The organism is Rhizobium sp. 05N49 (assembly GCF_056396805.1).
This window is the reverse complement of record NZ_JBFTME010000001.1, coordinates 443,299-464,259: the sequence shown is the minus strand read 5'-3', so window position 1 is coordinate 464,259 and position 20,961 is coordinate 443,299. Positions and strand designations below refer to the sequence as shown.

Below are 20,961 nucleotides of genomic sequence, written 5' to 3'. Positions count from 1 at the left end.
TCCTTCGGCCCGGCCGGCCGCTCTCATGGATTACGCCTTGATGAAGGCGAGAACGTCGGCGTTGAACTTGTCGGCTTCGGTCTGGGCAAGGCCGTGCGGGGCGCCCGGATAGACCTTCAGCGTGCCGTTCTTCAGAAGCTTGATGCCCTTTTCGGCGGCGGYCTTGATCGGCACGATCTGGTCGGCATCGCCGTGAATGAGCAGCGCCGGGACGTCGATCTTCCTGAGGTCGTCGCTGTAATCGACCTCGGAGAATTCATGGATGCAGTCGTAATGGCCCTTGATGCCGCCGGCCATGCCCATCAGCCAGAAGGTTTCGCGCAGGCCCTCATTGACCTTGGCGCCGTCGCGATTGAAGCCGTAGAAGGGCATCGTCAGATCGCGGTAGAACTGCGAGCGGTCGCCGGCCGTGCCCTTGCGGATGCCGTCGAAGACTTCGATCGGCGTGCCCTCGGGATTGGCAGGGGTTTTCAGCATCAGCGGCGGCACGGCGCCGACGAGCACGACCTTGGCGACGCGGCTCGTACCATGGCGGCCGATATAGTGGGCGACTTCGCCGCCGCCGGTGGAATGGCCGATCATGACGAGGTTCTTCAGATCGAGCTTCTCGATGAGCTCGGCGAGGTCATCGGCATACTGATCCATATTGTTGCCGTTCCACGGCTGGGAGGAACGGCCGTGGCCGCGGCGGTCATGAGCGATGACACGGTAGCCCTGCTGGGCGAAATATAGCATCTGCACTTCCCAGGCATCGCCCGAGAGCGGCCAGCCATGGGAGAAGAGGATCGGCTGGCCATTGCCCCAATCCTGATAATAGATCGTCGTTCCATCCTTGGTGGTGATCGTCGGCATCGTCTCTGTCCTATGCTTGGGGTTGGGAGGTATTCGCCTGCTGGCGCGATTTTCTGCACCGTGGTGCGTGACGCGATCAGGAAACATGTTTCAAATGGCCGTGTAAGCGATCCTTTGGTGTAGGTTGCCTATGCCTTTTGCCCGAGATCGAGCCAGGCGACGAGCAGGAAGCCGCCGACGAGACCGAGATGCTCGAAGAAGGAATTGGCGGCCATGAAGCGCTCCATTCCCACGGGCAATTCCCAGAAACGCAGGGCGAGGAAAGTGGCAATCAGCGTGAAGCCGCCGAGCGCGAGCGCGCCAAGCCAGCGCAGGAAACCGGCGACAATCATGAGCGAGGCGGCAAGCTCCATAATGATGACGATCGCCGCAAAGACTGGTGCCGGCGACAGGCCGAAATGGGTCATTTCGCCGATCGCGCCCGGAAAATCCGTAAGCTTGTTGAGGCCGCCCTGCAGATAGGCGGCGCAGAGGCAGAGATAGGCGATGAAGCGCATCCACGCTGCCCCGAAAAGAGGGCGGACGAAGGATGCAAGCCGGATTTCAAAGGCATGCATGCATCTATCCTCAAACGGCCCAGCAGGCGCAGCCGAGCGCACCCCAGAAGCTCTTGAGATCGGAGACGGGCGCCTTCGAACCCCAGGCATCAGCGTGGGCATGGCCATGGACATTGCAATCATTGGCGCAGCCGCAGGCGGAGATCAGGCGGCGGTGCAGCGAGTTCTTGCCGGCTCCTTCGGGTTCGCCCCAGGCAGCATATCCCCTGAAGCTGCGCACCGGCGACCAGTCGGGCATGGCCGGCGGAACCGGGTTTTCGTCGAGACTGGCGAAAGTGCCTGATCCGTACACGATCTTGCCGCCGACCATGGTGAGCTCCGAGGTGAGGAAAGAGATTTCCTCCTCGGCGCAGGCGAAGAAATCCGTGTCCGGCACGATGAGATCGGCGAACTGGCCCTTTTCGATGCGGCCCTTCTTGCCGTCCTCATTGGAAAACCAGGTGACGTTTTCCGTCCACATGCGCAGGGCCGTTTCGCGGTCCAGGCAATTGCGGCGGGGATAGATTGCCAAACCGCCGACGGTGCGGCCCGTGATCATCCAGGAGAGCGAGACCCAGGGATTATAGGAGGCAACGCGCGTGGCATCGGTGCCGGCCGAAACCTTGACACCCTTTTCCAGCATGCGGGCAACGGGCGGGGTGGCTTCGGCGGCGCCCATGCCGTAGTGCTCGACGAAATATTCGCCCTGATAGGCCATGCGGTGCTGCACGGCGATGCCGCCGCCAAGGGCTGCGATGCGGTCGATCGACTGTTCGGAAATGGTCTCGGCATGGTCGAAGAACCAGTTGAGGCCTTCGAGCGGGATATCCTGATTGACCTTTTCGAAGACATCGAGCGCGCGGCTGATCGTCTCGTCATAGGTGGCGTGCAGGCGCCAGGGCCAGCGGTTTTCGGCGAGCACGCGCACGACCTCTTCCAGCTCGCCTTCCATTTCCGGCGGCATATCGGGACGCGGCTGGCGGAAATCCTCGAAATCGGCGGCGGAAAAGACCAGCATTTCGCCGGCGCCGTTATGGCGGAAATAGTCGTTGCCCTGCTTGTATTTCACCGACGCCGTCCAGTTCAGGAAATCCTCCTTCTCCGCTTTCGGCTTCTGGGTGAAGAGATTGTAGGCGAGACGGACGGTCATCTGGCCGTCATCGGCGAGTTTCTGGATGACGGCATAGTCATCGGGATAGTTCTGGAAACCGCCGCCGGCATCGATCACGCCTGTGACGCCCAGGCGGTTCAGCTCGCGCATGAAGTGGCGGGTGGAATTGACCTGATAGTCGAAGGGCAGTTTCGGCCCCTTTGAGAGCGTCGAATAGAGAATGCCGGCATTGGGCTTGGCAAGGAGCAGACCGGTCGGATTACCTTGGGAATCGCGGGTGATCTCGCCGCCGGGCGGGTTCGGCGTCTCCCTGGTATAGCCGACGGCGCGCAGCGCGGCGCCATTCAGAAGGGCGCGGTCATAAAGATGCAGGATGAAGACCGGGGTATCGGGCGCGATGGCGTTGATTTCGTCGATGGTCGGCAGGCGCTTCTCAGCGAACTGATGTTCGGTGAAACCGCCGACGATTCGCACCCATTGCGGCGCAGGTGTGATGGCCACCTGGCGCTTCAGCATGTTCATCGCGTCGGCGAGCGAGCGCACGCCGTCCCAGCGCAGCTCCATGTTGAAATTCAGACCGCCTCTGACGACGTGGGTGTGATTGTCGATCAGGCCGGGAAGGACGCGTTTGCCCTTGAGATCGACGACCCTGGTCTCCGGTCCCTTGAGCGCCATGATCTCGGCGTCGTGGCCGACGGCGAGGAACCTGCCGTCCTTCACGGCAACGGCGCTGGCGGCCGGGTTGGAGCGGTCGAGCGTGGTGATCAGCCCGTGATGCAGGATGAGGTCGGCGGTCGTGTTTTCCATGGTCTTCGTCCTTGAGCGCGAGCGCTATCAGGCCTTGTCGGAGGGCTTGGCGTCGGAAGGCGTGCTGCCCTTGGGCATGTGGCCGAACATGTGCGGCTTGATCTGATGCAACCACGAGACCGCTGCCGGTTCCTTGTTGATCAGCGTTTTGGCGAAAGGAATGAGCTGCTCGCCGACGAGGATACCGAGCAGGCCGACGAGGGCCACGACCGGCGGCGCAGGCGAACGGACATTGAGAAGGCTATAGACAATGCCGACGAGCAGGCCGGCGCCGAGGGAGAGGAGATAGATTTTCATTTGCGGCCTCGATTTATTTCGGCATGCGGCAACGGGGAAGCGGCGATGAAGCCGCTCCCCGGAGAGAACTCACCTGGCCGGGTTCGGGCCGATGCGCTTGCCATGCGCGATGCGCTCGGGCGCCTTGTGGACATGGGTATAGGCATAATCGACGCCCATGCCGTAAGCGCCGGAATGTTCCTTCACGATAGCCGTCGCCGCATCATAGGTTTCACGGCGCGCCCAGTCGCGCTGCCATTCGAGCAGCACCTGCTGCCAAGTGACGGGCACACAGCCGGCCTGGACCATGCGGTCCATGGCGTATTTGTGGGCCTCGGCGGAGGTGCCGCCCGAAGCATCAGCGACCATATAGATCTCGTAATCGGTGTCGTGCATGCAGGAAAGCGCGAAGGTGGTGTTGCAGACTTCCGTCCAGAGGCCTGAGACGACGACCTTCTTGCGGCCGTCGGCGGCGTTCTTCGCCAGTGCGTCGCGAACGTTCTGATCGTCCCAGGAATTCATCGAAGTGCGTTCGAGGATCGTGTTTTCGGGGAAGACGGCGAGCAGCTCCGGATAGGTGTGGCCCGAGAAGGCTTCGGTCTCGACCGTGGTGATGGTGGTTGGAACCTTGAAGGTCTTGGCTGCCTTGGCGAGGCTGCGGCGTCAGGACTTCGAGATATCTGGACATTGAGCGTTCTCCCTGGTCGTGGGGCCTTGCGGCCAATAAACGGGCTGCCGGGCTGTCGCCAAAAGAGGCTGGCGGGCGTCGGTCGGCATCGCTTCCCCGCAAGGGCGAGGCTGCGAATTGACGGCGAACCTACTTGGCAAACGGCAAATCCGATTGTCGGTTCTGACCCTCTTTTGTCGAAAATTGCTCTCGGCTGAAGAGGCTCCGCGGAAGGCACCGAACACGTTGAAAAATCGCTATTCGAGAAAAAATTGCGCCGTCCTGTCGGGAGAGGCCATGCCCATGCGTCCTAGGGCCATAGTGACCAACAGCTCAAGGAGGACAGTTCATGGTCAAGGTCATTTCCTTTCTCTGGTTTGCCGAACAGGCGCGCGAAGCGGTCGAATTCTATGTCTCGCTGGTTCCCGATTCTTCGATCGGCGATATCACGACAGTGCCATCTGAAACCCCGAGCGGGCCTCCCGGCAGCGTCGAGATCGTGGAATTCACGCTCGGCAATCAGAATTTCATCGCCATGCAGGCCGGGCCGTTCGAGCAGTTCAACCATGCCTTCTCGGTGCAGGTCGTCTGCGAGAATCAGGCGGAGCTCGACCGCATCTGGGATGGCTTCCTCGCCAATGGCGGAACGGCCGAACATTGCGGCTGGCTCAGGGATCGCTGGGGTCTTTCCTGGCAGATCGTGCCCAAGGCGCTGGCCGAGATGATGAGCGGCACACGCAAGGGCAATGCCAAGAAGATGACCGAAGCGATGCTGAAGATGATCAAGATCGACGTCGCTACCCTGGAACAGGCGTTTCAGGAAGCCGCCTGACACCAGGGAATCGATGCGACGCGAGCGTACGGCAGCCTCGAAGGGGCTGCCGTTTCGATTTCGCCAGGTGGATTTCGAAAGCAGACAATGCGATTATGACAGTGGGAGGCAATTCGAAAACGGGGGTGATTGAATTGGCATCTCGGCCAAAGGTTTCATTGTTGCAAGCCGGTGCAGTCTCGATCGTGCGCATGCGCAGCACCAGCGCCGACCATGACGAAAGCGGGCCGATTCCCCAGGCGGAGGCTTTCAGCGTCATCGCCCAGTTGAAACCTTTCGACAACCATCGCCTCTGGCGCGGCGGCAAGCTCGTTCACGACGGCGGCCATTCGGCAGGCGCGCTGGCGATCACCGATCTCGGGGAGGAATGGCGCTGCCACCATCGCTCCTCTTTCGACAATATGCGATTCAATATTTCCCGGCAGGGGCTTGCCGATTTCAGCTACGAGGCGGGACGGTCGGGCTTCAATGGGCTCGATTGCGGGCAGGGTCAGCTCGATCCTGTCGTGCAGGCGCTTGCGACGGCGTTGCTCCCGGCGCTCAGCCAGCCGGCGCATGCGAGCGCGCTCTTCATCGATCACATCCTGCTGGCGCTGCAGGCGCATCTTGTGACGCGTTACGGCAAGATCAACCTGCCGGCCGAACGCAGCGGCGGGCTCTCGGGTCGTCAGCTCAACGTGGCGACAGCTTTCCTTGCTTCGCTTATGCCGCGGGAGGCGACGATCTCGGATGTCGCGGCGCAATGCGGGCTCTCGACCAGCTATTTCATTCGCGCCTTCAAGAAATCGACCGGCCGCACGCCGCACCGGTGGCTGCTCGAATATCGGGCGGAGAAAGCGCGTCAGATGTTGCTTGGCACCGCCTCCATTGCCGAGATCGCGGTCGCCTGCGGTTTTGCCGACCAGAGCCATCTGACTCGTATCTTCACCGCGCTCCACGGCGTCTCGCCCGGAACATGGCGACGGGAGAGGCGCATCTGAAGCCTGGCGCGGTGTCGCTGAGCGTTTTGCCGGCACTGCTTTAGCGTCGTTCAAGTAAAAGTGAGCGCACGGGTTATTTTCAAAGTTTGCTGATATTACAAATCGGTAATGACGGGTGGTTGTGCTTGCTGCCGGCCGGGGAAAGGTGCGATATTGTCGCACCAGGTGAGACTTTTTGTCTCGCGCGCCTCTTTCGACCGACCCTGGACAACCTCGAGTCCCTCCGGAGACGTGAATGCCCTTTTGGAAGCAATTTGTACTTTGTCTTGTCGTCATTATCGCCGGCTTTGCCGCGTGGGTCTATTTTGTGCCCGGCGCCGGCGAGACGATGCGCAATGCCGGTATTCCCGACAGCATCGTTTCCAGGATCTCACCGAAGAGCGAAGAGGCAGCCGATGCCGGCGCGGGGCAGGCTCAAGGCGGCCAAGCGCAAGGGCAGGGACAGGGGCAGAACCGCCGCAATGGCGGCGGTGGCGGCGGACGCAATGGCGCGGTGCTCGTCGTCACCCAGGCCGTGGTGCAGGGCGTCGTCAATGACCGGCTGAATGCGATCGGCACGGGTGATGCGATCCGCTCCGTTGCGGTCACGCCGCAGGCGACGGGTACGCTCCGCGAGATTCTGATCAAGTCAGGCGATATGGTGAAGCAGGGGCAGGTTCTCGCCAAGCTCGACAGCGAGGAGCAGGTCATTGCCCAGGGGCAGGCGCAGGTGGCGCTGAACAGCGCGCTCGAGAAATCCAGCCTCTACCACAATATCAAGTCCAGCGTTTCGCGCATGGATGTCTTCGATTCCGAGATCGCCGAGCAGAATGCGCGGCTGCAATTGCAGGCCGCCGATCTCAATCTCCAGCGCCGTAATATCGTGGCCCCCATCGACGGCATCGTCGGCATCGTGCCCGTCAATATCGGTGACAATGTCACTACCTCGACGCCGATCGTGACATTGGACGATCGCACCGAAATCCTCGTCGATTACTGGGTGCCGGAGCGTTTTGCCAATACGGTTTCCGTTGGCCAGGTGGTCGAGGCAACGTCCGTGGCGCGGCCGGGCAAAATCTTTTCGGGCGTGCTTGAAGCGGTCGACAACCGTATCGACGCGGCAAGCCGGACGCTGCGTCTGCGCGGCCGGATCGACAACAGCTCGGACGAGCTGCGCGCCGGCATGTCCTTCGCGGTCAGCATGAAGTTTGCCGGCGATAAATATCCAGCCGTCAACCCGCTCTCCGTACAGTGGGATGCCCAGGGTTCCTTCGTCTGGCGGGTGACCGACGACAAGTCGCACAAGGTGCGGGTCACGGTCGTGCAGCGCAATCCGGACTATGTGCTGGTCAAGGCTGACCTGAAGGATGGCGATGAGATCGTCACCCAGGGCCTGCAGCGCGTGCGCGAGAACGGCGCTGTGCGCACGGCGACCGATGTCGCCGCCAACGACAAGGTCGCCGCCCAATGAGCGTGACCGAGATCCACCAGGACAAACCGGAATCCGGCAAGGCGACCTTCACCGCACTCTTCGTGCGCCGGCCGATCCTGGCGCTGGTCTTCAATACGCTGATGGTGGTGGCCGGTCTTGCGGCCTATGTCGGCGTCGAAGTGCGCGAGCTGCCCGATGTCGACCGGCCGGTCGTGACCGTGCGCACGACATTCGACGGCGCTTCGCCGCAGACGATCGACCAGGAACTAACCAAGGTCATCGAAGGCGCGGTTGCGCGCGTCAGCGGTCTCAAATCCATCTCTTCCAGTTCCCAGTTCGGCCAGAGCCGCGTGACGCTGGAATTTTCCGATTCCATCGATCTGGCCGTTGCCGCGAATGACGTGCGTGACGCCATCGGCCGCATCGCCCAGAACCTGCCTGACGAGGCGGATGYGCCGCAGATCGTCAAGGCTGATTCGGACTCTTCGGCGATCATGCGCCTTGCGGTGACGTCGGATACGCTCAACATGGACGATCTGACGCTCCTCGTCGAGAACGAGGTGGTCGATCGCCTAGCCTCCGTCGATGGCGTTGCCGATGTCGAAGAATACGGCGATCAGGAAAAGGTCTTCCGTGTCGACGTCGATCAGGGGGCACTTGCAAGCCGCGGGCTGACCATCGGTGATCTCACCAAGGCGCTCGACAATGCCGCGCTCGACGTGCCGGCCGGTTCGCTGAAGAGCCCGATGCAGGATATCGTGGTGCGCGCCACCGCCAGCCTGCAGACGCCAGAAGACTTCCAGAACGTCATCCTGCAGCACAATGTGCGTCTCGGCGATGTCGCGACCGTGACGCTCGGGCCTCGCGACGGTGAGACGGCGCTGCGTTCCAATGGCAAACCGGGCATCGGTCTCGGTATCATCCGCCAGGCGCAATCGAATACGCTGAATATTTCCACCGGTATTCATGCTGCCGTCGATCAGCTTTCGAAGACGCTGCCGAAGGGCACGACGATCGCAATCACCAGCGACGACGCCGTGTTCATCGAGGGCGCGATCCATGAAGTGGTGCTGGCGCTGCTGCTTTCGGCCGTCATCGTCACCGTCGTCATTTATCTCTTCCTGCGCGACTGGCGCGCGACGCTGATCCCGTCCGTCTCGATGCCGGTGGCGCTGATCGGCACGCTTGCCGCGATCTATATGGTCGGCTTCTCGATCAACATCCTGACGCTGCTTGCCATCGTGCTCGCGACCGGTCTCGTGGTCGACGACGCCATCGTCGTGCTCGAAAACATCGTGCGTCGACGCTCGGAGGGCATGGGGCCGCGCGCGGCCGCCGTGCTCGGCACGCGTGAAGTCTTCTTCGCCGTCATCGCGACAACGGCCACACTTGCCGCCGTCTTCATTCCACTCTCTTTCCTGCCAGGGCAGGTGGGTGGTCTTTTCCGCGAATTCGGTTTCGTGCTTGCCTTCTCGGTCGGCTTGTCGTCGATCGTGGCGCTGACGCTGTGTCCGATGCTCGCCTCTCGCATGCTGACCAAACCGATGATCGAGGATCATGGATTGCTCGGCCGCTTCGGCGAGGCTTTCGCGGGCCTCTACAAATGGGCGCTGCATGCCTGCCTGAACGCGCCTGTCGTCGTCATCGTCTTCTCACTTATCTTCGGCGGTGCAGCGGTTGTCGCTTTCGGTACGGTCAAGAGCGAACTGACGCCGGAAGAAGACCGCGCCATGGTGATGATGCGGCTGACAACGCCGCAGGGTTCCAGCCTCGAATATACGCGAGACAAGCTGCAGCTCGTGGAGGAATATCTGCAGCCGCTCGTCGACAGCGGAGATATCAGGAACGTCTTCTCGATCTCCGGTCAGGGCGGCGCTTCCAACAGCGGCTTCATGGTGCTGACTCTGGCGCCCTGGGGCGAGCGCCACCGCACGCAGGCCGATATCGTCCGCGACATCAACCAGGCTGCGTCAAAGGTGCCGGCGCTGCGCGGCAATGCGATCTCGTCGAACAGCCTGCGTATTCGCGGCGCCGGCAGCGGCCTGCAGATGGCGCTGATCGGCAATGATCATGAGGCGCTGACGGCGGCGGCCGCCAAGCTCGTGCAGCAGCTCGATGCCAGCGGCCAGTACGATACGCCACGCCTGACCAACGAACCGTCGCAGGCGCAAGTCTCCGTCGCAATCGATCGTGAACGGGCCTCCGATCTCGGTATCGATATCACCGGCCTTTCGACCGCCATCCAGTCGCTGCTCGAAGGACGATCGGTGGTCGACGTCTTCGTCAATGGCGAATCCTATCCGGTGCTTCTGACCTCGACGATGCGGCCGATCGACGACCCGACCGATCTTGAAAACGTCTTCCTGAAGACCGGTGACGGCAAGATCGTGCCGATGTCGGTCATCGCTTCGCTGAAGGAAGGCTCGGTCGCCCCGCAGCTCAACCGTGAACAGCAGCTCGCCTCGGTGGCGATCACCGCCGGCCTGAAGGACGGTATGTCGCTTGGCGACGCCGTGAAGAATGTCACGCAAATGGCAGCACCGCTGTTGCCGGCCGGCGCGCGCCTGCTGCCGCTCGCAGAAGCTGCGACTCTGGAGGAAAATTCCAGCGGCATGGCGCTGACCTTCGGCTTTGCGATCGTCATCATCTTCCTGGTGCTCGCGGCACAGTTCGAAAGCGTGCTGTCGTCGCTGATCATCATGTCGACGGTGCCGCTCGGTCTTGCCTGCGCGGTCTTCGCGCTTGTCATCACCGGCTCCAGCCTCAACATCTACAGCCAGATCGGCCTGGTGCTGCTTGTCGGCGTCATGGCGAAGAACGGCATCCTGATCGTGGAATTCGCCAACCAGCTGCGTGACCGCGGCGAGGACGTACGCTCGTCCATCGAGAAGGCCTGCGCGCTTCGCCTGCGCCCGGTCATGATGACGATGATCGCGACCATTCTTGGGGGCGTTCCGCTGGTCTTCGCGCATGGTGCGGGTGCGGAAGCGCGCGTGGCGCTCGGTTGGGTCATCGTTGGCGGCCTCGGCTTCGCGACGCTGGTGACGTTGTTCATCACGCCGGTCGCCTATCTCCTGATTGCCCGGTTCGCCAAGCCGCATGCCCATGAAGAAGCGCGCCTGCACGAGGAAATGACGCATGCGACGCGTCCGAAGCCGGATCCGCAGCAGCTTCAGGCTGCCGAGTAAGAGGGCAAACAAGCTTTTTTAATACTTTCGAAAACGCCTGCCGTATCTCTCCGGCAGGCGTTTTTATGGTGTATGAAGTCTTGTGAAATAAGATAAATTACTTCTGAACTTTAGCCGTTTATTAAGCATAAGCGGCAATGATCGCGATCAGTAACCGGCCGGTCTTCCCCAGTTTTTCCGAAGGCCACTGCGCTGATTTTCCAGCGACGGCGGACATGAGCGTCCGCTTGATTTCGGTACATCCTGTTGTGTTGCGTCTTGTTGTGTTTTTGGAGTTCGTACCGTGAGTATTTATCAGCGCACCTCCGTGGATGCGGCGCTTAATGTGCTGCGTGATATCAATCGGAACATGACGGTGACGCAGAACCATGTCACGACAGGTCTGCGCGTCGAAAAATCAAAAGATAATGCCGCTTATTGGTCGGTTGCGACGACAGCTCGCCACGACAACAAGGCGCTTTCCGCCATTCAGGATGCCCTCGGCATGGCGGCCGCCACCATGGGTACAGCATCGGCGGGCGTCGACAGCGTCGTCGACGTCGTCACCGAGATCAAGGCAAAGCTTGTGGCGGCAACCGAGCAGGGCGTCGACAAGACAAAGATCGGTGAAGAGCTCGAGCAGTTGAAGGCGCAGCTGCGCAGCGTTTCCGAGGGTGCAGGCTTCAACAACGACAACTGGATCATCCTCGACAATACGACGACGCCGACGCAGCCGCGCCAGATCCCGGCCTCCTTCATCCGCAATTCGGACGGGACGGTATCGGTCGGCATGCTGAGCTATCATATCGATATCCCGCCAAGCGGCGCGACATCCTCCAAGGATGCACGTTATGTGATCGACGACCGGGCAGGCGGCACCGGCGAATATGGCGTTCTGACTTCCGACTTCTTCGCAAGCGAACTGGGCGCGGCGCAGAATTGGGTGCTGACGAAGAGCAAGAACGGCAACACGGCCGGCCAGGTGGAAATCGGCCTGACGGCAAGTACCAGCAAACAGGACCTGAACGAGATGATCAGCGTCGTCGATGCCGCGCTCGGACAGTTGACGACCGTCGGTTCGGCTTTCGGCGCACTGGAAAAGCGCATCAGCATCCAGGACGAATTCGCCAAGAACCTGTCCGACAATCTTACCACGGGTATCGGCCGCCTCGTCGATGCCGACATGGAGACGGAATCGAGCAAGCTCAAGGCATTGCAGACCCAGCAGCAGCTCGGCCTGCAATCGCTGAATATCGCCAACGCATCCTACGACACGGTTCGTCAGCTCTTCCAGAACTTCTGATATCGGTTTTGTAGTACCAGCCGCGCGGCAAGCGATGCTCGCCGCGCGGTTTTCTTTGGCTTCAGGCAGCCTTGGCAGCCATCGTTGCCTTGGCCCACCAGACCAGCTCGTCGAGGGCTGCCTTTGCCGTCGGCAGCAAGTTCGCCTCGATCTCATCGATCGGCTTGTTGCCGAAGGCCGGGTGGATCGACATGAAGTCGCTGCCGCCAATATGCACGGCACTGCGGGTCGAGACCATATGGAGCTCGACGCCGATCCCACGCAGATGTTCGACGGCGCGCGTGGCACCCGTGCCGCCATAGCCGATCGCGGTGAACGGCTTGCGCATCCATTCCTTGTAGGCCTGGTCGAGCGCGTTCTTGAGGACGCCGGTGATCGAATGATTGTATTCGGCGACGACGAAGATATAGCCGTCGAAGCGGCCGATCGTTTCCTGCCAGCGCACCGCTTCCGGATTCTGGCTTGGCATCCAGAAGTTCGATGCCATTTCCTCGAAGAAGGGGAGCGGGTGATCGCGCAGGTCGACCAGTTCGACGTCGAAGTCGTCACGTGCCTGAGCTTGTTTCAGTATCCATTGTGCCGGGGCATCGGCGAAACGGGTGGGGCGGGTAGAGCCGATAATAACGGCGATACGGGGCTTAGAATTCATAGTAACCTCCTGTATGCTGGTTTCCAACGGTAACCAGATTACGGATGGTTCGTGGAGCAGCACAAGGAGGCACTTTATTGAAACCAGATAACCACGAGGAAACCGCCGCCTGCGAGGGCGCCGAAGACTGCGGGCAGGTTCACGCCTGCGATCACATCAGCCGCATGCTGGCGCGCATCAGCGACAAGTGGAGCTTGCTGGTGGTGCGTGTGCTGGGTCACGGTCCGCTCCGCTTCAACGCCTTGCGTCGCGAAGTGGGCGAAATCAGCCAGAAGGTACTGGCATCGACATTGCGGGAGCTGGAGGAGAACGGCTTCGTTTCCCGGACCGTCACGCCCACCACACCGCCGCAGGTCGAGTATGCGCTGACGGATCTCGGCCGGGAGTTCCTGGATCCGGTTCGGGGGCTTGCCGAGTGGGTCGTTACAAACTCCGCACGCATGGACGAGGCACGGGCGGCCTATGCCAAACGTCGCGGCCTCGACTGAAGACCTGCGGTTTGCCAATAAAGCTGGTGATATCGGTGCGCGGCTGCAACAGACCGATGTTTCCCATGGGGAATTTGGCTTATCAGATTAGTATCTTCATCTTGTTGCCGCATTCCCTAATATCTGCTCGCACCAGCTTCGAACGGAGAACCTCCTGTCCATGATCAAGAAATTCATCCTTCTGGCCGTTGCGGCGAGTTACCTCTCAGCTTGCACGACGACCGATCCCTATACTGGTGAGCAGAAGGTATCCAATACCGCTGGCGGTGCTGCCCTTGGCGCGCTTGGCGGTGCTCTCGTCGGTGTCGCCGTCGGCGGCGGTGGCCATGGCAAGCGCAACGCGGCGCTGATCGGCGCCGGCATCGGCGCGCTCGCCGGCGGCGCGATTGGCAACTACATGGACCAGCAGGAAGCCGAGCTTCGTGCCCAGCTCGAAGGTACCGGCATTTCGGTCACCCGCCAGGGTGACAACATCATTCTCAACATGCCGTCGAACATCACCTTCGACGTCGACCAGGATGCGGTGAAGGCGGGCTTCTATCCGACGCTGAATTCGGTGGCGATCGTGCTGCGCAAGTTCAACCGCACGCTCATCGACATCAACGGTCATACGGACTCCACCGGCAGCCTGCAGCATAACCAGGACCTGTCGCAGCGCCGCGCGCTGTCCGTTGCCGATTATCTCGGCAGCCAGGGCATCGACCAGCGCCGCGTTTCGGCCGTCGGCTTCGGCCCGTCGCAGCCGGTCGCATCCAACGCGACTGAAGCCGGCCGCGCGCAGAACCGCCGCGTCGAAATCCAGATCGCGCCGATCACGCAGGGCTGATCGGTCGACTTCAGACGACAAAAAGGCCGGGTCATCGCCCGGCCTTTTTTCGTTTCCGCCGTTTGCCTCAGTGCTGCATCGTTGCGCCCTTGGTGATCTTGTCGACGATCTTCTTGTCGGCTCGCAGGGCGATGCCGACCACCTTGGCGTCATCGGGGGCGTATTCGGCGAAGACGGCGCGATTGGCTACGTCATGGCCAGTTGCAAACATTTCTTCGATGAAGACGGAGGAGGTCACGTCGCGCTCCAGCGCGCGGCGATGGATCGTCGATATCGTCGCTTCGTCGGCCGACAAGACGATGATCGGCTGGATGGATAGCGGGTTGTAGAGGTTGCCGGCGCGGTCCTTGTAGGGCTCGCCGATGATGTCAGGATACTGCCCGGCAATGCCTGTCGAGAGGAAGGCCGTGACATTCAGCTTCTGCCAGCCGGCAAGATTGTTTCGCAGGACGATCGCAATTTTGGTATCAAACATCTCAGTCTCTCTCATCAGGGTATCGAAACGCGTTGAGCCAGGATCTAACGCCGCAGGTCTTCGAGGGTCTTGAACGTTTGTGCGCGCCCGCGGACAGCGGCATTCTGACTGCGCCTGCCTTTCCGGGCATCGAGCGTATCGAGGCGCAGTTTTCGGGCAATGTTTTCGAGCCGCATCGGCACGATACCTATGCCCTTGGCGTCACGCTTCATGGCGTGCAGACCTTCACCTATCGCGGCGAGCGGCGCTTCAGCATGCCAGGTCAGGTTATCGTCTTGCATCCAGACGAGGAACATGACGGCGGGGCAGCGACCGAGGCAGGCCTTCATTACCGCATGCTTTACATGGAGCCGGCTCTCTTGATGGAGTGTCTGGCGGCAGAGAAGATCGGCCTTCCATTTGTCGACCAGCCGGTCATTGCCGATGGGGCGCTGGCGCAGGTGTTGCTTGCCGCACTCGGCGAGCTCGACCGGGAGCTCGACGAGCTCTTCGTCGACGATTTCGTCAGCCGCGTGGCAGGCGGCCTGTCGCGGCATTCGCAGGTGCGCCGCCGTGCGCTGGGCGCGGTTGCGTGGAAACAGGTGCGGGCAGCGCGCGACTATCTGGAGGCACATGCGCTGCGACCGGTACGCTCCGGCGAGCTGGAGACCGTTACCGGCCTCGACCGCTTCACGCTGTCACGGCATTTTCGCACGGCCTTTGCCACCAGTCCGCATCGTTACATGCTGATGCGGCGGCTGCAGCAGGCAAAGACGCTGATGGGCGAGGGCGAGGGGTTTGCCGATGTGGCGGCGGCTACCGGCTTTGCCGACCAGGCGCATTTCATCCGGCATTTCAAGAAGGCCTATGGCGTCACCCCGGGGCGATGGGCGGGGCTTCAACGTTTTGCAGCAGAGACCGGACCGTTCAGCAGCTGATACTGACGTGTGAAGCCGTGGCATTTATCCAGAAAACGGCATTATCATATGCATTGCGCATGCCTACAGCAAGAAAGCCTGATGAGATAACTTGCTCCCGAGTTGGAGCTCGCGGCATCAGCCGAATGCTCTCCCCGAAATGACGCTTGGCGGCAGCCAGCGACAGGGAAAAGGTTCAAGGCGCAACTATGTCTGTAAATGATAAGCCACTTATCGCAATTGTCGGTGCAACCAGCAAACAGGGTCGCAGCGTCGCAGCGACGCTCCTTCGCAGCGGGCGTTTCCGCGTGCGCGCCCTGACCCGACAAAAGGATTCACCCGAGGCTTTGAGTCTGGAGAAACTTGGAGCTGAAATTGTAACCGTCCCTCTCCAGATTGGCTTCCAGAAGGATCTTGTCGCTGCCTTCGAAGGCGCGGACGGGGCGTTCCTGATGACGCCGCCCGTTACACCGCCGGCAACGATAGAGGCTCCTATCGGCCGCCAGCTGGCGGATGCCGCGGTTGAGGCAGGCGTCGGACATATCGTGTTCAGCACGCTCGAAAATGTCGATGCGATCTCGGGCGGGACGAAGTTTGCTCCGCACTTCACCGACAAGGCGCGCGTTGCAGATTATATTCGCGGTCTGCCGATCTCGCATTCCTTCGTCATGCTGGCATTCTTCTACACGAACCTTCTCGAATATTATCCGCCGCGCATGGAAGGCGACACGCTCGTGCTGCCGATCTATCTGCCGGAAGATTTTCGGGCGCCTTTCGTCGATCCACTGACGGCGACCGGGCCGGCCGTGCTCGAAATCTTCTCAAATCCCGAGCGATACAACGGGAAAACGCTGCCTGTTGTCGGCGATATCATCTCGCCCCGGGAGATGGTCGAGACTTTCCGAGCGGTAACCGGCCTCAGGGCAGAATATCGAAACGCTTTCACCAGGGATGGCCTGCTGCAGTATTTTCCGGAGTTTGCCGCCAACGAATTCCTCGTGCGAGAGCTTGTCGGCATGGTCGAGTACGCTGTCGAATACGGCTATTTCGGCAAAGAGCATGACCTGGAATGGAGCCGCCGACTGGATCCCGATACACTCGACTGGGAGCAGTATCTTCGCACCACGGGCTGGCGCGGCGACAAGAAATCTTTCGGGCTCTGAGTCATGACGGGCGGATTCCCGGCAGTTTGGGAATCTCGGCGACAAGAAAGTCGGTGAGAAGGCGGACGCGGGCAATAGCTGAACGCTCGGGCACGATGAGCAGGCTCAGCGGCACCGGCGCCGGACGGTAGTCTTCGAGCACGACCTCGAGCCGACCGCTATCCAGGAGATCGTGGACCAGCCAAAGGTGAGCGGGGCCGATGCCACGTCCTGCGGCCAAGGCTTCGCGCGCCGCAAGCCCGTGATCGACGCGCAGCTTCCCGTTGACTGGAACCGTCACATTCGCGCCATCGCGGGAGGAGAGAGCAATCTGATCGCTCCCGGCCACATTGGACATTATGACGGTTTCGTATCGCGAGAGATCGTCCGGTCGCTCCGGCCGCCCGTGGATGGAGAAATAAGCGGGAGCGCCGACCATCAGCCGATGGCTTTTTCCGAGCGCATGAAGCTTCATGGAACTGTCGGTGAGAGGTCCGAGCCGCAGTGCCACGTCAACGCCCTCGCGAACCAGATCGATGCGCTCGTCGGTCAGGTTGAGATCGACGCTGATATCAGGATGCCGGTCCTGAAATTCGAAGATGAGGCGTGTGATGTGCATCACGCCAAGCGCTGCAGTGCACGAAAGCCTGACAGCGCCTGCGGCCGCCCGACGGGCATTTCTGGCTTCCTCGGCAGCCTGCTCGACCAGGCGTAACACCTGAAGGCAGCTGGTATAATAGCGGCTGCCTTCGTCGGTAAGGATGACGCGACGCGTGGTTCGGCTGAGGAGAGGTACGCCGACTGCCTCCTCGAGTTCATTGAGGTGCCGCGTCACGGTTGATTGACCGATGCCGAGCTCCCTTGCCACAGAAGACAGATTGCCGCGCTCGGCAACGCGAACAAAGGTGCGCATTCGGTCGAGAGACAGTCCGGTGTTATCCATTTTTCAGCACAGTGATGTTCATTAAGTCAGTCTAGGGAATAACCGGACCTGCGGCTAGTCAGGCACAGGCAGGACAATTCAGAGCCTGTTTCGATGGCCACGCAGTTTGATGGTCCCCGCATTTGGACGGCGTTTTCCGCAGGTCGCCAGTCACGGAGCAGCGCGCAAACGGGATAGTTCGGTTTCACGCCAGTGCAGCCATTGCTGTCTCAACCTGCCTCTGGATACGCCGATAGTCTCCTCGAGAACCTCGAAGTCGAGGATGCGCTCGGTGCGAAAATGGCGGAAGGCCTGCTTCGATTCACACCACGCGATCAGGAGGCAATGCGCGTCTGCATAGCCCAGAAGCACCGGCCACACGATGCGGTGGCTTATCTCGCCACTGGCTGCGCGATATTCGAGGTCGATCTTTCGCCCCTCCCTGATCGCCCGCCTGACCGGGCGAGTGTCGAACGTCAGGCTGTTGGTGACCTCCTCGGGCTTCAGGCCGACTGCCGGTTCGGCGATGAACGGAAGGAGGTCGTCGGGTACCGTGTCGGTAATCTTGGCGATGACATCTCTGGCGGCATTGGTGATCGCCGGGTCACCCAGTTTTGCAACCATCTGGACGCCTAGCAGAACGGCTTCGATTTCCTCTGGGGTCAGCATTAGTGGCGGCATGTCGTATTGCGGATCGAGGACGTAACCGAACCCCGCTTCCCCTTCTATGGGAACACGCTGGCCGATCAGATGAGCGATGTCGCGATAGACGGTACGTCGCGCGACCTCGAGTTCATCGGCAAGCTGTGCCGAGGTGACCGGACGGTTTGATCTTCGAAGTATCTGGATGATCTGAAAAAGCCGTTCCGCTTTTCGCATGCTGGTGACTCCTGCTGCCACAACGCTGGCAGGATGACTATGTCACAAGAGCGGGCAAAGAGATCGTTACGCCTGAAGGAGAAAATGATGAAGCTCGCATCTACCCGTCTTGTCGCCTCGGATATTAAAAGCATGGTGGCCTTCTATGAGCTCGTGACGGGCTATCGCGCGGAGTGGCTTGCTCCCGTCTTTGCCGAGATCGTCACACCCGGTGCCGTCGTGGCGATAGGGAGCGTGGAGACGGTCGCCCTGTTCAAAGAGGGCAGTGCGGAGCCGCGGGCCAACAGAACCGCCATTCTTGAATTCATGGTGTCTGATGTCGACGCTGAATTCGCTCGGCTCAAGGATCATGTCGAGGTCGTGCATGAGCCCAGGGATATGCCGTGGGGAAATCGCACGGTCCAGTTCTCGGACCCGGAGGGAACCCGCGTCGCGCTTTATACACCCGTTACCGAGGCCGCGAGGCAACGCTTCAGCGGTCGTTGACTGGCCTGCGGGCTGCCGAGGGTTTTGATGCTCAAGCGGCGTTTTCCGCGAGCCCGGAGCGGCGGGCGATGAAGCGGGCGACTGCCGGGCCGATCAACAGGATCATCATGAAGCGGCCGGTCTGCATGGCCATGACGAAAGGCACGTCGACATCGCTCGACGCGGCGATGATGGCTACGGAATCGGCGCCGCCGGGGCTGGTGGCGAGATAGGCCGTCAGCGGGTCGATACCGGCGAATTTGTGGAGGGCGACGGCCATGCAGCCGCAGAGCGCCATCAGGATGATGATGGAGGCGGAAACGCGGGGCAGGGCGCGGGCGGCGTGTTCGAGAATCGAGCGGGTAAAGCGCAGGCCGATGCTCCAGCCGATCAGCGCGTAGCTGAGGGCCAGGATCCAGGTCGGCAGTTCGATCTTCAGCAGGCCGAAACCCTGCAAAACGGCTCCGCCGATCAGCGGGATGACGATATTGCCGCCCTGGATGCGGAAGCGGAAGACGCCGTAGCAGCAAAGGGCGGCGAAGATGATCGTGATCGCGAAGGCCGGCCAGTCAACCGGCGGGAAGAAGATGACCGGCGGCGGCTCTTGCCCATCGGCGGCGGCCCAGAGACGGGAGATGACGGAGGCGCCGACGGCGACGAAGACAACGCGCAGATATTGCATGAAGGCGACGAGGCGGGCATCCGCCCCGTAGGCCTCGGACATGATGACCATGGCTGAGGCGCCGCCGGGCGTGGAGCCCCAGACAGCCGTCGTGCCGGGCAGAACCTGCCAACGTGTCAAAAGCCAGCCGAGACCGGCGGCAATGGCGACCACAGAGACGATGAAGATGAAGAAGAGCGGCGCATCCTTGGCCATGGTTCCGAGGATATCGGGCGTGATGTTGCGCGCCATCAGGAGGCCGACCAGCACTTGGCCGAATTGCAGCGGCCAGTAAGGGATGCGCAACTGCCCCTTGCTGACGGTAAGGGCGAGAACGATTGCCGCGACCATCGGGCCGATCAGCAGCGAGGCGGGCAGGGCGAAGAGTTCGAGGAACAGGACAAGAATGGCGGACAAGGCGAGCAGCAATGCCCATTTGGGCAGGCTCGCTTTCTGCTGGAAGCTGCTTGCGTCCAAAATTGTGATCCCCGAACTTTTCGACCGGAGCGAGCCCGAAGGCGGAGGTGGGAGGAGGCCCCGGCAGCATGAAGAGGCCGGCTGAGGCCGGCAAGCGCAGACCCGGTATAGGCACGGGGCGGCCAAAGGGTCAATTGCGGAATCTGGCCCTTTTGCTCCTAAAGGCGGGTGTGTTTCGCGAGGAAATCAAGCAGAGCGCGAACACGGGCCGGCAGTGGCCCGCCCTGGCCGATATAAACTGCGTAGAATTCCTCGACATCGCCGGGGTTGAGGTCTTCCAGCAGCGGAACGAGCCGTCCAGCGGCGATATCGGCGCGCACGGTGAATTCCGTCATGCGGGCAAGGCCGGCGCCCGAGAGCGCCAGATAACGCATGGCCTCGCCATCGCCGACCTGCAAGCCCGGGGTAAGGGGAATGGTGATTTCCCCGCCGTTCTCCAGGATCGGCCAGCCTTCCAGCGCCCGGGCATAGGAAAAGCCGATGCGGCGATGGTTTTGGAGTTCGCCGGCTGAATGCGGTTCGCCATATTTCGCGAGATAATCGGGGGAGGCGACGACGATCTTCCTGGCGGCGCCGAGCTTGCGGGCGATCAGGCTCGATGTCTTCAGCGGTCCAGCGCGGATCGCCACATCGGCACGCTCTTCCAGCAGGTCGACGACCTTGTCTGTGTGGGTGATATCGAGCGTCACGCCCGGATGCCCGGCCATGAAGGCGGGGACGAGCGGGGCCAGAACATGATTGCCGAAGGAACCGCTGGTGTTGATGCTGATGCGGCCGGCCGCCTGCTCTCCTGCCGAAGCGAAGCGCTCCGCCTCCGATATGTTGGCGAGGATCGTCACGCTGCGCTCATAGAAGGCGCATCCCTCCGGTGTCAGCTGCAGCTTGCGCGTCGAGCGGTTGACGAGGCGGGCGCCGAGCCTTGTCTCCAGCCGGGCGACCAGCTTGCTGACGGCCGATGGCGTCATGCGCCGCGCCTGCGCGGCAGTGGAAAAACCGCCGCGTTCGACGACGCTGACGAAGACTTCCATTTCGCCCGATCGATTGATGTCCTGACGGCTCATGATGAATTCAAATCACAGATGATATGCTCTGAGGCAATCTATATCATCGTTCCGGCCGGGTCTATCTCTTCAAAAAAG

The 20,961-nt window shown here is 61.3% G+C and carries 20 protein-coding genes and 1 pseudogene; 10 read left to right on the top strand and 11 right to left on the bottom strand.

The annotated features are described in order from the left end of the window. Positions 1–30: 30 nt before the first annotated feature. The 5 genes and pseudogenes from AC1DF8_RS02400 to AC1DF8_RS02380 all read right to left on the bottom strand — a co-directional run. Positions 31–852, bottom strand: coding sequence for an alpha/beta fold hydrolase (locus tag AC1DF8_RS02400; protein WP_477994889.1), 822 nt, complete (start codon positions 850–852; stop codon positions 31–33). Between the two features lie 128 nt (positions 853–980). Further along, a complete protein-coding gene (locus AC1DF8_RS02395) occupies positions 981–1,409 on the bottom strand; it encodes a DoxX family protein (RefSeq protein WP_477994888.1) in 429 nt (142 codons plus the stop codon). A 10-nt stretch (positions 1,410–1,419) separates the two neighbouring features. Next, positions 1,420–3,306: an amidohydrolase gene (locus AC1DF8_RS02390; protein ID WP_477994887.1), complete on the bottom strand. Its 1,887-nt coding sequence runs from the start codon at positions 3,304–3,306 to the stop codon at positions 1,420–1,422. A gap of 27 nt (positions 3,307–3,333) precedes the next feature. After that, entirely contained in the window at positions 3,334–3,603 is a 270-nt protein-coding gene (locus AC1DF8_RS02385; RefSeq protein ID WP_477994886.1) for a XapX domain-containing protein, read from the bottom strand. Between the two features lie 69 nt (positions 3,604–3,672). Beyond that, positions 3,673–4,236, bottom strand: a pseudogene (locus tag AC1DF8_RS02380) (isochorismatase family protein); the annotation flags it as partial. Positions 4,237–4,598: 362 nt separating this feature from the next. Here AC1DF8_RS02380 and AC1DF8_RS02375 point away from each other — a divergent pair. From AC1DF8_RS02375 to AC1DF8_RS02355, 5 genes are all read left to right on the top strand, one after another. After that, positions 4,599–5,081 carry a VOC family protein gene (locus tag AC1DF8_RS02375; protein ID WP_018115690.1) on the top strand — a complete coding sequence of 161 codons (483 nt, stop codon included), beginning with the start codon at positions 4,599–4,601 and terminating at the stop codon, positions 5,079–5,081. A 161-nt stretch (positions 5,082–5,242) separates the two neighbouring features. Beyond that, a complete protein-coding gene (locus AC1DF8_RS02370; protein WP_477994885.1) occupies positions 5,243–6,061 on the top strand; it encodes a helix-turn-helix transcriptional regulator in 819 nt (272 codons plus the stop codon). 235 nt (positions 6,062–6,296) lie between these two features. After that, a complete protein-coding gene (locus tag AC1DF8_RS02365; protein ID WP_477994884.1) occupies positions 6,297–7,511 on the top strand; it encodes an efflux RND transporter periplasmic adaptor subunit in 1,215 nt (404 codons plus the stop codon). Then, on the top strand, positions 7,508–10,660 hold the full coding sequence (locus tag AC1DF8_RS02360) for an efflux RND transporter permease subunit (protein WP_477994883.1): 3,153 nt from the start codon (positions 7,508–7,510) through the stop codon (positions 10,658–10,660). The genes AC1DF8_RS02365 and AC1DF8_RS02360 overlap by 4 nt, the downstream gene beginning before the upstream one ends. Positions 10,661–10,943: 283 nt before the next feature. Beyond that, positions 10,944–11,942, top strand: coding sequence for a flagellin N-terminal helical domain-containing protein (locus AC1DF8_RS02355; protein WP_018115686.1), 999 nt, complete (start codon positions 10,944–10,946; stop codon positions 11,940–11,942). A 61-nt stretch (positions 11,943–12,003) separates the two neighbouring features. Here the strand turns inward: AC1DF8_RS02355 and AC1DF8_RS02350 are convergent, their stop codons facing one another. After that, a complete protein-coding gene (locus tag AC1DF8_RS02350) occupies positions 12,004–12,591 on the bottom strand; it encodes an NADPH-dependent FMN reductase (protein ID WP_018115685.1) in 588 nt (195 codons plus the stop codon). Positions 12,592–12,668: 77 nt separating this feature from the next. Here AC1DF8_RS02350 and AC1DF8_RS02345 point away from each other — a divergent pair, with 77 nt between their 5' ends. Further along, positions 12,669–13,079 (top strand): winged helix-turn-helix transcriptional regulator, encoded by a 411-nt coding sequence (locus AC1DF8_RS02345; protein WP_018115684.1) that lies wholly within the window; start codon positions 12,669–12,671, stop codon positions 13,077–13,079. A 160-nt stretch (positions 13,080–13,239) separates the two neighbouring features. Continuing rightward, entirely contained in the window at positions 13,240–13,905 is a 666-nt protein-coding gene (locus AC1DF8_RS02340; RefSeq protein WP_018115683.1) for a YiaD family glycine zipper/OmpA-like lipoprotein, read from the top strand. A gap of 67 nt (positions 13,906–13,972) precedes the next feature. On the opposite strand, the gene AC1DF8_RS02335 is transcribed toward AC1DF8_RS02340, so the two are convergent. Continuing rightward, on the bottom strand, positions 13,973–14,380 hold the full coding sequence (locus AC1DF8_RS02335; protein WP_113115170.1) for a DUF2000 family protein: 408 nt from the start codon (positions 14,378–14,380) through the stop codon (positions 13,973–13,975). A 32-nt stretch (positions 14,381–14,412) separates the two neighbouring features. Between AC1DF8_RS02335 and AC1DF8_RS02330 the strand changes: the two genes are divergently transcribed. Both AC1DF8_RS02330 and AC1DF8_RS02325 read left to right on the top strand, forming a co-directional pair. After that, positions 14,413–15,297 carry an AraC family transcriptional regulator gene (locus tag AC1DF8_RS02330; RefSeq protein ID WP_112541293.1) on the top strand — a complete coding sequence of 295 codons (885 nt, stop codon included), beginning with the start codon at positions 14,413–14,415 and terminating at the stop codon, positions 15,295–15,297. A gap of 188 nt (positions 15,298–15,485) precedes the next feature. After that, positions 15,486–16,439 (top strand): NmrA/HSCARG family protein, encoded by a 954-nt coding sequence (locus AC1DF8_RS02325; RefSeq protein WP_477994882.1) that lies wholly within the window; start codon positions 15,486–15,488, stop codon positions 16,437–16,439. A 1-nt stretch (position 16,440) separates the two neighbouring features. Here AC1DF8_RS02325 and AC1DF8_RS02320 read toward each other — a convergent pair whose 3' ends face one another. Both AC1DF8_RS02320 and AC1DF8_RS02315 read right to left on the bottom strand, forming a co-directional pair. After that, positions 16,441–17,361 (bottom strand): LysR family transcriptional regulator, encoded by a 921-nt coding sequence (locus AC1DF8_RS02320; protein ID WP_112969282.1) that lies wholly within the window; start codon positions 17,359–17,361, stop codon positions 16,441–16,443. A gap of 150 nt (positions 17,362–17,511) precedes the next feature. Then, on the bottom strand, positions 17,512–18,219 hold the full coding sequence (locus tag AC1DF8_RS02315) for a helix-turn-helix transcriptional regulator (RefSeq protein WP_477994881.1): 708 nt from the start codon (positions 18,217–18,219) through the stop codon (positions 17,512–17,514). 87 nt (positions 18,220–18,306) lie between these two features. Here AC1DF8_RS02315 and AC1DF8_RS02310 point away from each other — a divergent pair, with 87 nt between their 5' ends. Further along, positions 18,307–18,705 (top strand): VOC family protein, encoded by a 399-nt coding sequence (locus tag AC1DF8_RS02310; RefSeq protein WP_113204834.1) that lies wholly within the window; start codon positions 18,307–18,309, stop codon positions 18,703–18,705. A gap of 31 nt (positions 18,706–18,736) precedes the next feature. On the opposite strand, the gene AC1DF8_RS02305 is transcribed toward AC1DF8_RS02310, so the two are convergent. Together AC1DF8_RS02305 and AC1DF8_RS02300 are read right to left on the bottom strand one after the other, a co-directional pair. Continuing rightward, the gene (locus AC1DF8_RS02305) at positions 18,737–19,831 is read right to left on the bottom strand and encodes an AbrB family transcriptional regulator (protein ID WP_477995060.1); all 1,095 of its coding nucleotides are present in this window, start codon (positions 19,829–19,831) and stop codon (positions 18,737–18,739) included. Positions 19,832–19,980: 149 nt separating this feature from the next. Beyond that, positions 19,981–20,883 carry a LysR family transcriptional regulator gene (locus AC1DF8_RS02300; protein WP_477994880.1) on the bottom strand — a complete coding sequence of 301 codons (903 nt, stop codon included), beginning with the start codon at positions 20,881–20,883 and terminating at the stop codon, positions 19,981–19,983. Between the last annotated feature and the right edge of the window lie 78 nt (positions 20,884–20,961).